A 14999-nucleotide genomic window follows, 5' to 3' on the forward strand; every position below is an offset into this window, starting at 1 on the left:
CTTGACAGTCCGTCAACGGCCGGTGGGATTGTCAAATTGAAGCGGCGCTCCGACAATCGGTTCTCATAAGGTCCGGAAGGCCCCAATATATTCCGTCGGGGCCGGACTCACGGAGACGCACGCAATGCCCCAAGAAACCGATGCCGTGGCCGCGGCGGCCAACCCCGAAGTCGAAGCGATCATCGATGCCGAGCGCGAGCGCGCCGGCATCAGCCGCGAAGCGCAGGACCGCTTCTCAGCCGAAAGTCAGCGCAAGACCGAAGCGGCGCAACTCGCCGGGCGCTTCGCTGACGAAATCGTTTCGGTCACCACCACGATGGCCGTGACCGACAAGGAAACCGGCGTTGTCAGCCAGCACGAGGCCACCGTCGACGCTGACACCTGCAATCGGCTCGGCACGACATACGAAGCGCTCGCGAAACTTGCCCCCGTCAAGGGACCGGAAAAATTCGTCACGATGTGCATCGCCGGCGGCATGGGTGCCGCAGGGCTCTTCGAAATCTATTGAGAAGCCACGCCATGGATCTGAACTTTACCCTTGAAGAAGAGGCCTTCCGCGCCGACGTTCAACGCTTCCTGCAGGAGAAACTCCCGCAGCGGCTCTCGGACACGGTGCACAATGGCCAGCAGCTCACACGTGCCGACATGGTGGAATGGCACGCGATCCTGAACCAACAGGGCTGGCTCGCCAATCATTGGCCTGAGCAATACGGCGGCCCGGGCTGGAATGCTGTGCAGAAGTTCATCTTCGAGAACGAATGCGCGCTGGCGGGCGCGCCGCGCATCGTACCGTTTGGCGTGAACATGCTGGGGCCGGTGCTCATCAAATACGGCAGCGAAGCGCAAAAGCGCTATTGGTTGCCGCGTATTCTCGACGGTTCGGACTGGTGGTGCCAGGGCTATTCTGAACCCGGCGCGGGGTCCGATCTCGCGGCCGTCAAGACCACGGCGGTGCGCGGCACCGACGCCGACGGTGCACACTACGTCGTCAACGGCCAGAAGACGTGGACGACGCTTGGGCAGTACGCCAACATGATCTTCTGTCTCGTACGCACGGCAACCGACGTGCGCAAGCAGGAAGGCATCAGTTTTCTGCTGGCGGACATGAACACGCCGGGGGTGGAAGTCCGCCCGATCATCACGCTCGACGGCGAACACGAGATCAACGAAGTGTTCTTCACCGACGTGCGCGTGCCGGCGGAAAACCTTGTGGGCGAAGAGAACAAGGGCTGGACCTACGCAAAATATCTGCTCACGTACGAGCGCACGAATATTGCGGGCGTCGGCTTCTCGGTCGCGGCGATGGAGCGGCTGCGCAAGGTCGCAGCGAAGGTCACGCGCCGCGGCCGGCCGCTTGCCGACGACCCCCTGTTCGCGGCTCGCCTGGCGCGCGTGGAGATCGACCTCGAGAACATGAAGACGACCAACCTGCGCGTGATCGCAGCGGTGGCCGGCGGCGGCGTGCCGGGTGCGGAAAGCTCGATGCTCAAGATTCGCGGCACCGAGATCCGCCAGGAAATCTCATCGCTGATGCGCCGGGCAATGGGGCCGTATGCGCAACCATTCATCGAAGAAGCGCTTCACGGCGGTTACGACGGACAACCGATCGGCCCCGAAGAAGCCGCCACGGCCGCCGCGCAATACTTCAACAACCGTAAGCTGTCGATCTTCGGCGGCTCCAACGAAATCCAGAAAAACATCATCTCGAAGATGATCCTGGGACTGTAAGGGGACGCTTTCCATGAATTTCCAGCATACCGAAGACCGCCGCATGCTGGCGGATACGCTGAACCGGTTCGTCAGCGAGCAGTACAGCTTCGAGACGCGCGACAAAATCGCGCGCACTTCGACGGGTTTCAGCCGCGAAATGTGGGGCCGCTTTGCGGAACTGGGCATCATCGGTGCGCTTCTCAGCGAAGCCGATGGCGGCTTTGGCGGCGAAGGCTTTGATATCGCCGTCGTGTTCGAGAGTCTCGGACGCGGCCTCGTGGTCGAGCCGTTCCTCGGCGCATTGGTCGTCGGGCAAGCGATCACCAAGGCAGGCACCGATAGGCAAAAGACGTTGTTGTCCAAGTTGATAGAAGGCGGTGCGTTTGCGGCACTTGCGCACGACGAACCCGGCTCGCATTACGAACTGTCGAAGGTATCGGCGCGTGCCCTGCCCCACGCCGACGGCTGGGTGCTCAAGGGTGCCAAGGCCGTCGTGCAGCAGGGCGAAGAAGCCGACGTCTTCCTTGTCTCGGCGCGCACGAGCGGCGATGACGACGCCCAGGACGGCATCTCGCTATTTCTCGTGCCGCGCGATGCCACTGGCCTTGCTGTGCGCGGTTATCGCAAGATCGACGGTGGACGGGCCGCCGAAGTCGTCTTCGACGAGGTGCACCTCGGCGACGACGCATTGCTCGGCGGGAAAGATGCGGGATACGCGACACTCGAACATAGCATCGGCTTCGGCGTGCTGGCGTTGTGCGCCGAGGCGCTCGGTGCGATGGACGTCGCCAAGGAACACACGCTCGAGTATCTGCGCACGCGCAAGCAGTTTGGCGTCGCGATCGGCAGCTTCCAGGCGCTGCAGCACCGCATGGCCGACGTGTTACTGGAAATCGAGCAGGCGCGCTCGGCGGTCATCAATGCTGCCGCCGCGCTCGGCGCGGACCGCATCGCGCGTGAGCGAGCCCTGTCGGCAGCGAAGTACAGCATCGGCCGAATTGGTACGCGCGTCGCCGAGGAGTGCATCCAGTTGCACGGCGGCATCGGCATGACGTGGGAGTTGCCGCTTGCACATTACGCGAAACGGCTGGTCATGATCGACCATCAACTGGGCGACGAAGACCACCATCTCGAACGCTATATCTCGCTTGGCCGGAGTTGACGTCATGTCGAACCGGACTACCTCGCTGCCGCTCGACGGCGTTCGCGTGCTCGATCTCTCGCGCGTACTTGCCGGACCGTGGTGCGGCATGGTGCTGGGTGACCTCGGGGCTGAAGTCATCAAGGTCGAGCACCCGAAGCGCGGCGATGATACCCGCGATTGGGGCTTGCGCGTCGGCGCCACCGAGACGGCGTATTTCAACAGCGTCAACCGCAACAAACGCTCGGTAAGCCTCGATTTGCAAACCGCTGAAGGCCAGCAGATCGCACGCGTGCTGGCACAGAAGAGCGACGTCGTGATCCAGAATTTCAAGTTCGGCGGCGCGCAGAAGCTGGGCCTCGGATACGAGCAGTTGACACAGGACCACGCGGCGCTGATCTACTGCTCGATTTCCGGATATGACAGTACTGGACCGGAAGCCGCGCGGCCTGGCTACGATCTGGTCGTCCAGGGGGAGGCGGGACTGATGGCCCTTAACGGCGAAGCCGATCAGCCGCCCTTGAAGTTCGGCGTGGCTGCTGTCGACCTCTTCACCGGGATGTACTCGGCCCAGGCCGTGCTCGCAGCACTTTTCGAGCGCCAGAAGACCGGCAAGGGCCGCCACATCGAAATGGCGCTATTCGATTGCGGCCTGATGATCACCGCGTACTACGGGCTGGAAGCGCTGATCATGGGCGAGGACCCGCCGCGCTATGGCAACGCACATCCTTCGATCGTGCCCTACGGCGTATTCGACGCGGCCGACGGGCCGCTCGTCATCACGGTCGGCAATAACCGTCAGTTCGAGCGCTTCTGTCACGAAGTGATCGAACGTCCGGATCTTGCCGACGACGAGCGGTTCAAGACGAATCTCGGCCGCGCAGCGAACCGCGAGGTTCTCGTGCCGGAACTCAACCGCGAGATCGGCATGAGAAAGCGTCAGGTATTGCTGGAGCAGCTGGCCCAGGCCGGCATTCCCTGTGGCGAAGTCCTCGGTCTTCACGAGGCGCTCACCTCGAAGCGGGCCACGGACGCCGGGCTCGTAACCACGCAGCCGCATCCGGTGGCCGGCAGCACGCATGTTCTTGCGCCGCCGTATCGCATCGACGGCGAACGTTTGCCGGTACGAAGCGCGCCGCCGCAACTCGGGGAAGGCACGAAGGACGTGCTTCAGTCGCTGCTCGGCCTGTCGAACGAACGGCTCTCCCAATTGAAGGCTAACGGCGTGGTTTGACCACTGTTCCAGTGTCTGTCCGGCGCGCCTGAACCCCCACCCCCTGAAAAACCCTGAGTTGAATAGGCGTCAACTTGTATTATAAGATGATGACACGATGATGTCATAAGACGTATGGAGACAAGCAATGAGTCAACACAAGACCCTGGGTGTTGTCGGCCTGGGTTCGATGGGCTTCGGCGCGGCAATTAGCGCCGTGCGCCGCGACGTGGAAACATGGGGGTTCGATCTCAACCCGCTCGCCTGCGAACGCTTTGCCGCCGAAGGCGGGCGGGTCGCGCAAAGCCTTTCCGAGCTGGCACACCATAGCGACGTTGTCTTGCTGCTCGTGGTCAACGCATCCCAGACCGAGCGCGTGCTGTTCGACCCTGACGGCATTGCCGCACATTTGAAACCGGGTTCGGTCGTCGTCACCGCTGCCACCGTAGACCCCGCCCTGCCCCCCCAATGGGAGGCACGGCTTGCCGAGCGGCAAATCCATCTCATCGACGGCCCCGTGTCCGGCGGCGCCGCCAAGGCCGCCGACGGGGCGATGACGGTGATGGCGTCAGGCCGCCCCGAGGCCTTCGCTGCTGCCGAGCCGCTGCTGGCCGCCTACGCCGGCAAGGTCTACCGTCTTGGCGACAGGGCCGGCATCGGCTCGACGGTGAAGATGGTCAATCAGCATCTGGCGGGCGTGCATATCGCGGCAGCATGCGAGGCCATGGCATTGGGCATCCGCGCCGGCGCCGCCCCCGACCAACTGTATGAGGTCATTTGCAACTCGGCCGGCATGAGCTGGATGTTTCAGAACCGCGTGCCCCACATCCTCGAGGGCGATTACACCGCGCTGTCGGCCGTCAACATCTTCGTGAAGGATCTTGGCATCGTGCTCGACGCGGCGCGCCAGCTCGCCTTTCCGTTGCCGCTCGCATCGGCGGCGCACCAGCTCTACCTCGGCACTGCGGCGGCCGGATATGGCTTTGAGGACGACAGCGCGGTGATCAAGTTGTATGCCGCCCTGACCGGGATCGCGCTGCCTCAGGCACGGGAGGCAGCGTGAGACTCGGCGTTATCGCGGACGATTTCACCGGCGCTACCGATGTCGCCAGCATGTTGGTTCGCGCCGGCATGCGCGCGGTGCAGGTCATCGGCGTCCCCGACGGCCCTGTTCCCGACGCAGACGCGGTGGTCGTGGCGCTCAAATCGCGCACAGTGCCGGCAAGCGAAGCCGTGCGAGATTCGCTCGCCGCACTCGCATGGCTACGCGCAGGCGGCGCACGCCAGTGCTATTTCAAATACTGCTCGACCTTCGATTCGACGGCGGCCGGTAACATCGGCCCCGTGGCTGAAGCGCTGATGCAGGCGCTCGATACCGACTTCACCATCGCCTGCCCTGCCTTTCCCGAGAACGGGCGTACGGTTTTTCGCGGCCACCTGTTCGTTGGCGACCAACTGCTGTCCGATTCCGGCATGCGCCACCATCCACTCACGCCAATGACCGACAGCAACCTGCCGAACGTATTGCAGACGCAGATGCAAAGCCGCGTCGGGCTGGTGCGGTACGACACCGTCGCGCGCGGTGAAGCGGCCCTGCGCCAGCGTTTCGATGCGCTGCGCGCCGAGGGTGTGCGCTGCGCCGTGGTCGATGCGATCTCCAACGAGGACCTGCACGCCATTGCCGCCGCATGTGCCGACATGCCCTTGCTGACCGCAGGCTCGGGTGTGGCGCTCGGACTGCCTGACGTCTACGCGGCCCGAGGCTGGCTGAGCCCCGACGCTCGCGCCGCCGATCTCGGGCGCGTCGGAGGACGGGGTGCGGTGCTGTCCGGCTCTTGCTCGCAAGCGACCAACGCGCAAGTCCGGCATTGGATCGACACCGGCCGCCCCGCCCTGCGCATCGATCCTCGCGACCTCGCCGCAGGGCGCGCGACAGCCCGACAGGCACTGGGCTGGGCGCTGGCGCAACCCGAGCCGGTCCTTGTCTATGCCACATCGAGTCCGGATGACGTCCGCGCGGTGCAGGCCGAACTTGGCGTGGAACGCGCCGGGCACCTGGTCGAGCAATGCCTCGCGGACATTGCGCGAGGTCTCGTGGCCGAGGATGTGCGTCGTCTTGTGATCGCGGGCGGCGAAACGTCCGGCGCAGTGGTCCGGGCGCTCGGCGTTACGCAATTGCGTATCGGCGCCGCGATCGATCCGGGCGTGCCATGGACGCGCGTCGAGGGCCGGCCGCTGCTGCTTGCGCTCAAATCGGGCAACTTCGGCGCCGTCGATTTCTTCACCAAGGCATTACAACAGGTGGAATAAGCCATGAACCATGATCAAGCGTCGTTGCGCAGTGAAATTTGCCGTGTCGGCCGCTCGTTGTTCGAGCGCGGTTACGTGCACGCCACCGCCGGGAACATCAGTGTGCAACTTGACGCCGCACAAGGCGGCGGCTTCCTGATCACGCCCACCGACGCCTGCCTGGGATTCCTGGCGCCCGAACGCATCGCCTGGGTCGACGCCGACGGCCACCAGCGAAGCGGCGATCGCGCAAGCAAGACGCTCGCGTTACACCGGCGAATCTACGAGGCCGAGCCCGAAGCGCGTTGCGTGATTCATACCCACTCCACGCACCTGGTCGCGCTCACGTTGCAAGGGGTGGCAACGCCCGACGCCATTCTGCCGCCGATCACGCCCTACTTCGTGATGAAGGTCGGCCGCGTGCCTTTGATTCCTTATCACCGCCCCGGTGATCCGCAAGCGGCTGAAGCGGTGGCCGAGGCCATCGACGCGGCGCGTCGGCGTGGCGTCCCGATCCGCGCCGTGATGCTCGACCGGCTCGGCCCCAATGTGTGGCACGACACCCCCGGCAGCGCCATGGCAACACTGGAGGAGCTCGAGGAAACGGCTCGCCTCTGGATGACCGTCAATCCGCGTCCGGCGCCGCTGGACGATGCGCGGATAGAAGAACTGCGGCGCGTCTTCGGCGCGCACTGGTAAACACCGGGACGAGCGCATGCCGCCGCCTCGAATCAACGCAAGGCAGCACCCACAACAAGAACATATCCATCAACCTGGAGGAGATTTATCCATGAGCACCAGCCTTGCCGCCCCGCAAGCGGGCGCAACTGCATCGAGCCGCGAGGATGCCGTATTTCGCAAAGTGTCGTGGCGCATCGTGCCGCTGATCGTCCTGTGTTACGTCGTGTCGTATCTGGACCGCGTAAACGTCGGCTTTGCGAAGCTGCAAATGTCGCAACAGCTCGGGTTCAGCGAAACCATATTCGGCTTGGGCGCCGGCATCTTCTTCTTCGGCTACTTTCTGTTCGAGGTGCCGAGCAATCTTGCACTGAATCGCTTCGGCGCCAAGGTGTGGATCGCGCGGATCATGATCACCTGGGGTCTGATCTCGGCCTGCTTCGTTTTCGTTTCGACGCCCACCTCTTTCTACGTGATGCGCTTCCTCCTCGGCCTCGCCGAAGCGGGCTTCTACCCCGGCATCATCATGTATCTGACGCATTGGTATCCATCGCACCGCCGCGCCAAGATCGTGGCCATGTTCATGTCGGCGATCCCCGTGTCGGGCATATTCGGCAATCCGTTGTCCGGCCTGATCATGGACGCCTTCGGTGGCGCGGGCGGATGGGCCGGCTGGCAGTGGATGTTCCTGTTCGAGGCGCTTCCGGCGGTTGTGGTGGGTCTTGTGGTGTTCTGGTATCTCGACAACTCGGTTGCCGATGCAAAATGGCTCGACGACGACGAGAAGCGGATTGTCGCGAACGCCATAGCGGAAGACCGCAAGCACAAGAATGAAGGCGCCCCCGCCATGAGCGCTTTCAGCGACAAGCGCGTGTGGTTCATGAGCCTGATCTATTTTTGTTTCGTCATGGGCCAGTACGGCCTGACGTTCTGGATGCCGACCTTCATCAAGTCGACGGGCATCAAGGGGAATTTGATGATCGGCGTGCTCAGCGCGATTCCGTTCCTCGCCGCCGTGGTCGCAATGAACCTGTTCGGACGCAGCGCCGACGCGCGCCGCGAGCGCCGCTGGCACCTTGTGATTCCCGCCTTGATGGGTACGGTCGGCTTCGCCGTCGCTGCGGCGTATTCGCAAAGCACGGCGGTGTCGCTGGTGTCTCTTTCACTCGCCGCCGCAGGCGTGTTGACCTGCGCCCCGCTATTCTGGTCGCTTCCGACTGCATTCCTCGGCGGGGCCGCTGCCGCAGCGGGTATCGCCGTGATCAATTCCGTGGGCAACCTCGCCGGCTTCGTCAGTCCATTCGTGATCGGCGCGCTCAAGGACGCCACGGGCAGCGCGGCCGCCGGCATGTATGTGCTTGCCGCCAGCCTCGTCGTCGGCGTGATCTGCGTGCTGAAAACGCCCGCGGCGCTGGTTAACCGCTAGACCTGGAGCCAAGTACGACATGCCAAGATTTGCCGCCAACCTGACCATGATGTACTCGGAACACGCGTTTCTCGACCGCTTTGCGGCCGCGGCACGCGACGGCTTCCGAGCGGTCGAATACCTTTTTCCGTACGAGTATCCGGCCGCCGAAATTGCCCGCCGCCTGCGCGAAAGCGGGCTGACCCAGGCGCTGTTCAATCTGCCGCCCGGCGACTGGGCGGCCGGCGAGCGCGGTATTGCCGCGTTGCCGGGGCGCGAAACGGAATTTGAAGATTCGCTCGCGCTGGCCCTGCACTACGCGACGGCGACAGACTGCCACCGCCTGCACGCCATGGCGGGCCTTGTGCCGGTCGACGCCGACCGCACGGCCGCGCATGAGACCTACGTGTCGAATCTTCGGTTCGCGGCGCGGCGGTGTGCGCAGCGCGCCATTACGCTGCTGATCGAGCCGATCAACACGCGCGACATGCCCGGTTATTTTCTGAATACGCAGCAGCAAGCGCACGACATCGTTCTCGCGGTCGGAGAACCCAATCTGAAGGTGCAGATGGACGCGTATCACTGCCAGATCATGGAAGGCGACATCACAATGCGCCTGCGCAAGCACTTCGCGGGCGTCGGTCACGTGCAGATCGCCGGTGTGCCGGATCGCCATGAGCCGGATGACAACGAGCTCAACTATGCCTTTTTGTTCGCCCAGCTCGATGCACTCGGCTACGATGGCTACGTCGGCTGCGAATACCGGCCCCGTGCCGGCACATCGGATGGCTTGGCCTGGTTTCAGCCCTGGAAGGAGGCACAACGATGAAACTGCTGATTACCGGTGGCGCCGGCTTTCTCGGCGCACGGCTCGCGCGCCGGCTGTTGGCGAGCGGCGTGCTTGATGGCCGCGCGATTGATCGCCTGGTGCTGGCCGATCTGGCGGCGCCCGCCGACGATCTGCGTTCCGACCCGCGTGTCGAGGTCCGTGTCGGTACTGTGCTCGCGTTGGCGAAGGCGCTTGGGGAGGAACGCTTCGACGGCGTGTTCCACCTTGCCTCGGCCGTGTCATCCGAATGCGAGGCGAATTTCGAACTCGGCATGCAGTCGAACCTGGACAGCACGCGCGCGCTCCTCGACGCCTTGCGCGCTGCCGGCAACGTGCCCAAACTGGTATTTTCGAGTTCGGTCGCCGTGTTCGGCAGCGACCCGGCACTGCCCCTGCCGGCTGTCGTGCGCGACGACACGCTGCCGACCCCGCAATCATCGTACGGCGTGCAGAAGTTCATCTGTGAACAACTGGTGGCCGACTATACGCGCAAGGGGTTCATCGACGGCCGCACTGCGCGACTGATGACCGTGTCGGTACGCCCGGGCCGGCCCAACGGTGCGGCGTCGAGTTTCCTCTCAGGCATCATCCGGGAGCCGTTGGCGGGGCTCGAAGCGGTTTGCCCGGTATCACCCGAGACCGAAGTGGCGCTCGCATCACCGGCCAACACCGTTGCAGGACTCATTGCCGTGTTCGAGGCCGGACGCGATGCGTTCGGCGGGCGCACCGCGCTCAGCCTGCCGGCACTGACTGTGCGTGTACAGGACATGCTCGATGCCTTGGAAAAGGTGGGAGGCAGCGCGGCGCGCGCGCGTGTGCGCTTCGTCCCCGACCCGGCCATTGCCCGCATCGTCGGCGGCTGGCCGGCGCGTTTCGAATCGCGGCGCACAGCCGCCCTGGGGCTGACGGCCGACGCCAATTTCGAAAGCATTGTCGAACAATATCTGCGCGAATCCCGCTGACCTCGGCGCATCGCCACGGCGGGCGCTCGCGCGCCATGGCGATGGTATCAAAGCGTGCGCAGTGTTTGCGCCAGCCGGGCCCCTTCCATATCCCAAAACGCCTGGTCGGCGGCCCGAATACGCCGTATCGCGTTGTCCATGTGATTGGCGGCCGCCTTGCGCGCGCCCGTGGGATCGCCTTTTTCGATGGCCTTGACGATCGCGTCGTGCTCACGCAGGACTTCCTGGAAGAAATCCTCGCGACGCGCCTCGTTTGCGCGCGTGACCTGAACCGCGCTGCGCAGGTATTGGGACAGGTAGTCAAGGGTCGCGATCAGGAACGGATTGCCGGTTGCCGCCGCAATACTTCGATGGAAATTCACATCCTCCTCCACGCCGTCCAATCCTTTTCGCGCCGCGTCGGCTAGCGCGGTCACCGCATTGCGAATCGTCCGCAGGTCCTCGTCGCTGCGGTTGGCCGCAGCCTGCCGTGCCGCCTCCGCTTCGAGCACACGGCGGACCTCGGCCATCTGTACGACGGCTTTGCGCGAAGCGACGTGACCGGCGTCAAACGCCAGCGGCCTGATGCCGGGCTCTTGGACCACCACCCCGAAACCCTGCCTCGAGACAACGAGTCCCAACGATTTCAATTGAGAGACGGCCTCACGGATCACCGTGCGACTCACCTTGAACTGCTCGACCAACTGGGCTTCGGACGGCAATTTTTCACCGGCGGGGAACGCGCCGTCACGGATGTGCTGCGCCAGCGTATCGGCCACCTGCTCGGATAATCGCGCGCCGGCATGCACCGGTTTCAATTCGACTGCCATAGAAATCTTGTCCGCTTGTATGAGGAGATGACAAGACGATAGCACTGTCCTGGATTGCCGTGGCGGCAGTGTATGCGGTTATCCGCTTTTGTCGGACTTGCCGGCTGCCGCGGCGAAACGGGCCAGGAACCGGTCAATCATGAACGGCTCGGCCTGTCGGTCCTCGGCATTCTCCTTGCGCCGAATCGCATTGCGCACCAACAGCGAACCGAGATAGCGCACCGGCTCCGGCGGGAAATATCCGCGCGGGCCCGTCGCGAGCCCGGAACGCGTCCATGCATTGTCCTCGCCCAACGCCAGCGATGACAGGAGTTGGCCGCCCATGTAGCTGGGCGCGACGCCGTTGCCCGAATAACCGAAACCATACGAGATCGCCCGGTTGCCATTCAGGTAGCCAAAGAACGGGAAGCCGGTGACGGACCGATCCGACGGCCCATTCCAGCTGGCGATGACCGGCACGTCGCCCAGAGACGGAAAAAACGCCCGCAGGCTTTGCGTCAGCATGGCCTCGTAGGGCGAGCGCTGATTGAACACCGGTGCGATGCGGCCGCGATAGGAGAAGGTATTGCCGCCCTTGCCCAGCATCAGGCGCCCATCACAGGTCGTTCGGTAGTAATACACGAACGTGCGCGAGTCCAGCACGGAGGTCCCGTGATTCATTCCGATGGCCGCCAGGCGCTCAGGACAACGATCGGTCATGATCATGTCGCTCGACACGATCGCCACCGAGCGCTCGAACTGCGAGAACAGGCTCGGCATCCATGCATTGAGCGCCAGCACGACATGGCCGGCTTCAACCCGGCCTGCCGGCGTGACCACGGCCGGTCGGGCCGCATCGATCAACGACAGCATCGGCGTACGCTCATGGATCTCGATGCCCTCACGTAGCGCAACGCGGCGCAGTCCGCGTACGAGCTTGCCCGGATGCACGGTGCCCGCCATGGGCGAGAAAAAGCCCGAAAGGTTTCGTGCGGACCCGGACCGGGCGGCGACCTCGGCTACGCAAAGCCGCGTCCAGGTATTGAGGTTCCGGCGCTGCAGCGCTTGAATCACCGGTTCCAGCTGGCCTTCCTGCGCCGGGTTGGTGGCCGTATAAAGCGTACCGTCAAGCCGGAGGTCGGCATCGATACTGTGCTGGCGGCAAAAATCGGCAATGCTTTGGACCGCCGCCTCTGACGCGCGAACCAGACGTACCGCTTCGGTCTCGCCAAACAACCGCGCCAACGTGAAGAATTTGGTGGACCAGGTCAACATGCACCCGCCGTTGCGGCCGCTCGCGCCCGCCCCGCAGAGATCGGCTTCAAGTACGGTGATCTTCAGTGACGGTCGCTTGCGCTTGAGTTGCAGGGCCGTCCACAACCCGGTGAAACCGCCTCCTACAATGCAAATGTCGGCCTGCTTGACGCCGCACAATGCGGGGGCGAGGTCCGTGTCACCGATGAGGGCTTGTTCCAGCCAGAAGGGACGCATGGTTGCTCCGGGAGTTGACAGAAAAGGTCACACCCAGAATACAACAATTTGCATCACAATGCCAATAAATGCCTCATCAAGGTCGCAAGCCAATGGGGCGCGACTTTCAGCAGTCCCGCAGCGCCGACCAGGCAAATCGTCGTTTTCCGTGTCTCGCTCTGCCCATCACCAAACTGCCCGCCCAACTAAATATGTGCGACGTCATCCTTGAATCCGTGCTGACCGCCCAATGCGCTCAATCGGGAGACTGTGCGAGGCACAAGTACGTGACAGATGCGTCCCCACCCCACGCCCTTGACCTACACTAATACCTGAGCCGCCTCACTCCCAGTGAACCCGACGCTGCCCGGCGATCCCGGCAGCGAGCGCTCCGCCCGACTCATCGACGTTGCCGGCGGAGGTTTTGGCAAGAAGGAGCTGGTCATGGTCACCACTGTTGCAAGTTATGCAACCGAATACACGCAGGTGCTCGACCCCCAGGGCGAGCCGGTCGCGCCTTTGCCGGAATTCGCGCAGGCGCCCGAGACGCTCAAAGCTTTGTACCGCGCCATGGTGCTCACGCGTCAGTTCGACGCCAAGGCCATTGCCCTGCAGCGTACCGGCAAAATCGGCACCTTCGCCTCGTCACTCGGTCAGGAGGCGGTCGGCGTCGGCGTCGCCAGCGCCATGCGCCCCGAAGACGTTCTGTTGCCCTCTTACCGCGAACACGGTGCGCAGTTCGTGCGCGGCGTCACGATGACCGAGAGCCTCCTGTATTGGGGCGGCGACGAACGCGGCAGCAATTTTGCGGCGGCGCGTCACGATTTCCCCAACTGCGTGCCGATCGGCACCCAGGTCTGCCATGCGACGGGCGCGGCCCGCGCCTTTCAACTTCGCGGCGAGGCACGCGTGGCCGTGTGCATCATGGGCGACGGCGCCACCTCGAAAGGCGATTTCTATGAAGGCATCAACATGGCGGGTGTCTGGCAAGTGCCATTGGTCGTCGTCGTCAACAACAACCAGTGGGCGATCTCGCTGCCCCGCCATCGCCAGACTGCCGCACAGACCCTCGCGCAGAAGGCCCTCTCGGCAGGCATCCCGGGCCTGCAAGTCGACGGCAACGACGTGATCGCCGTACGCCAGGCGGCCGACGAAGCGCTCGACAAGGCGCGCAACGGCCACGGCCCGGCGCTGATTGAAGCCATCACCTACCGGCTCGGCGACCACACCACCGCCGACGATGCCTCGCGCTATCGCGACAACGACGCCGTCAAGGCGCAATGGGTCCTGGAGCCCGTCGTGCGCCTGCGCAATTATCTCGTCAAGCGAGGGCTGTGGGACGCCGCCCAGGAAGAAGCATGGCTCAAGCATTGCACGCAGGCCGTCGCGCAAGCCGTCGACGACTACCTCGCCGCGCCGGCGCCGGAGACTGCCGCGATGTTCGAGCATCTCTACGCCGCGCTGCCCGACACGTTGCGCGCGCAACTGGCAAGCGCACAGCATTTCGCCCCTCGCTCGTGAGTTCATCATGGCCGAAATCAACCTTGTGGAAGCGGTCAACCAGGCGCTTGCCCATGCACTGGAGCACGATCCCGATGTGGTCCTGCTCGGTGAAGACATCGGTGTCGACGGCGGCGTGTTTCGCGCCACCGTAGGCCTGCAGGCTCGCTTCGGCGACCAGCGCGTCATGGATTCCCCGCTGGCGGAAACCGGCATTGCGGGTGTTGCCGTCGGCATGGCGGCGATGGGGCTCAAACCCGTCGCCGAAATCCAGTTCGCGGGCTTCGTCTATCCGACGATCGACCACATCCTCAATCATGCAGCGCGATTGCGGCACCGTACCCGCGGCCGAATGTCCTGCCCCATGGTGTTGCGCACGCCCTGCGGTGCAGGCATCCACGCGCCGGAGCATCACTCGGAAAGCCCGGAAGCACTGTTCGCGCACATCCCGGGGTTGCGGGTGGTTGTGCCGTCTACGCCTGCGCGCGCCTACGGCCTGCTGCTGGCTGCAATTCGTGACCCCGACCCGGTGATCTTTCTCGAGCCGACGCGCCTGTACCGGCTGTTCCGCCAGGAAGTCGCCGACGACGGCGAGGCCCTGCCGCTCGACGTGTGTTTTACACAGCGCAGCGGCAACGACGTGACACTGGTGAGCTGGGGTGCCATGTTGCAGGAATCGCTGGCGGCGGCCGACGCGCTGGCCGCCGAAGGCATTGAGGCTGAAGTGATCGACGTCGCCACGCTCAAGCCGCTCGACATGCAGACGATTCTCGACTCGGTCGCCAGGACGGGCCGTTGTGTGATCGTCCACGAAGCGCCGCGCACGGCCGGGTTCGGCGCGGAGATCGCAGCCAACCTCGCCGAAGCCGGACTGTACTCATTGCAGGCGCCCGTGCAGCGGGTAACGGGATATGACGTGGTGGTGCCGCTGTCGCGCCTCGAGCATGAGTACATGCCGAGCGTCGAACGCATCGTTGCTGCCGTACGCAAAACGCTGGAATCCGTGTGAACCCG

At 64.1% G+C, this 14999-nt stretch carries 13 protein-coding genes and 1 pseudogene; 12 read left to right on the forward strand and 2 right to left on the reverse strand.

Annotated elements, in window-relative coordinates; translation table 11 throughout:
• Positions 1-199: 199 nt before the first annotated feature.
• The 10 genes and pseudogenes from PTE30175_RS02695 to denD all read left to right on the forward strand — a co-directional run.
• Positions 200-457 (forward strand): annotated as a pseudogene (locus PTE30175_RS02695) (thiolase family protein); the annotation flags it as partial.
• A gap of 62 nt (positions 458-519) precedes the next feature.
• On the forward strand, positions 520-1728 hold the full coding sequence (locus PTE30175_RS02700; RefSeq protein ID WP_150695511.1) for an acyl-CoA dehydrogenase family protein: 1209 nt from the start codon (positions 520-522) through the stop codon (positions 1726-1728).
• Between the two features lie 13 nt (positions 1729-1741).
• Positions 1742-2872, forward strand: coding sequence for an acyl-CoA dehydrogenase family protein (locus tag PTE30175_RS02705; RefSeq protein ID WP_150695512.1), 1131 nt, complete (start codon positions 1742-1744; stop codon positions 2870-2872).
• Positions 2873-2876: 4 nt separating this feature from the next.
• Positions 2877-4085: a CaiB/BaiF CoA transferase family protein gene (locus PTE30175_RS02710; protein WP_150695513.1), complete on the forward strand. Its 1209-nt coding sequence runs from the start codon at positions 2877-2879 to the stop codon at positions 4083-4085.
• Between the two features lie 127 nt (positions 4086-4212).
• Positions 4213-5127, forward strand: a complete 915-nt coding sequence (gene ltnD / locus PTE30175_RS02715) for an L-threonate dehydrogenase (RefSeq protein ID WP_150695514.1) — start codon at positions 4213-4215, stop codon at positions 5125-5127.
• Positions 5128-5177: 50 nt separating this feature from the next.
• Complete coding sequence (gene otnK / locus PTE30175_RS02720; protein WP_420819600.1) at positions 5178-6374, forward strand: 3-oxo-tetronate kinase; 1197 nt, start codon at positions 5178-5180, stop codon at positions 6372-6374.
• A gap of 3 nt (positions 6375-6377) precedes the next feature.
• Positions 6378-7052, forward strand: a complete 675-nt coding sequence (locus PTE30175_RS02725; RefSeq protein WP_150695516.1) for a class II aldolase/adducin family protein — start codon at positions 6378-6380, stop codon at positions 7050-7052.
• Between the two features lie 91 nt (positions 7053-7143).
• Positions 7144-8457, forward strand: coding sequence for an MFS transporter (locus PTE30175_RS02730; RefSeq protein WP_150695517.1), 1314 nt, complete (start codon positions 7144-7146; stop codon positions 8455-8457).
• A 19-nt stretch (positions 8458-8476) separates the two neighbouring features.
• Positions 8477-9265, forward strand: a complete 789-nt coding sequence (gene otnI, locus PTE30175_RS02735; RefSeq protein ID WP_150695518.1) for a 2-oxo-tetronate isomerase — start codon at positions 8477-8479, stop codon at positions 9263-9265.
• Positions 9262-10227 carry a D-erythronate dehydrogenase gene (gene denD / locus PTE30175_RS02740; RefSeq protein ID WP_150695519.1) on the forward strand — a complete coding sequence of 322 codons (966 nt, stop codon included), beginning with the start codon at positions 9262-9264 and terminating at the stop codon, positions 10225-10227. Before otnI ends, denD begins: the two co-directional genes overlap by 4 nt.
• Before the next feature lie 47 nt (positions 10228-10274).
• Here denD and PTE30175_RS02745 read toward each other — a convergent pair whose 3' ends face one another.
• Both PTE30175_RS02745 and PTE30175_RS02750 read right to left on the reverse strand, forming a co-directional pair.
• Positions 10275-11036 carry a FadR/GntR family transcriptional regulator gene (locus tag PTE30175_RS02745; protein WP_150695520.1) on the reverse strand — a complete coding sequence of 254 codons (762 nt, stop codon included), beginning with the start codon at positions 11034-11036 and terminating at the stop codon, positions 10275-10277.
• Between the two features lie 78 nt (positions 11037-11114).
• Positions 11115-12506 carry an FAD-dependent oxidoreductase gene (locus PTE30175_RS02750; RefSeq protein ID WP_150695521.1) on the reverse strand — a complete coding sequence of 464 codons (1392 nt, stop codon included), beginning with the start codon at positions 12504-12506 and terminating at the stop codon, positions 11115-11117.
• Between the two features lie 423 nt (positions 12507-12929).
• Here PTE30175_RS02750 and pdhA point away from each other — a divergent pair, with 423 nt between their 5' ends.
• Together pdhA and PTE30175_RS02760 are read left to right on the forward strand one after the other, a co-directional pair.
• Positions 12930-14006, forward strand: coding sequence for a pyruvate dehydrogenase (acetyl-transferring) E1 component subunit alpha (gene pdhA, locus PTE30175_RS02755; protein WP_150695731.1), 1077 nt, complete (start codon positions 12930-12932; stop codon positions 14004-14006).
• Positions 14007-14013: 7 nt separating this feature from the next.
• A complete protein-coding gene (locus PTE30175_RS02760) occupies positions 14014-14994 on the forward strand; it encodes an alpha-ketoacid dehydrogenase subunit beta (RefSeq protein ID WP_150695522.1) in 981 nt (326 codons plus the stop codon).
• The last annotated feature ends 5 nt before the right edge of the window (positions 14995-14999 follow it).

The sequence above is a fragment of the Pandoraea terrae genome, from assembly GCF_902459695.1.
Lineage (GTDB): Bacteria > Pseudomonadota > Gammaproteobacteria > Burkholderiales > Burkholderiaceae > Pandoraea > Pandoraea terrae.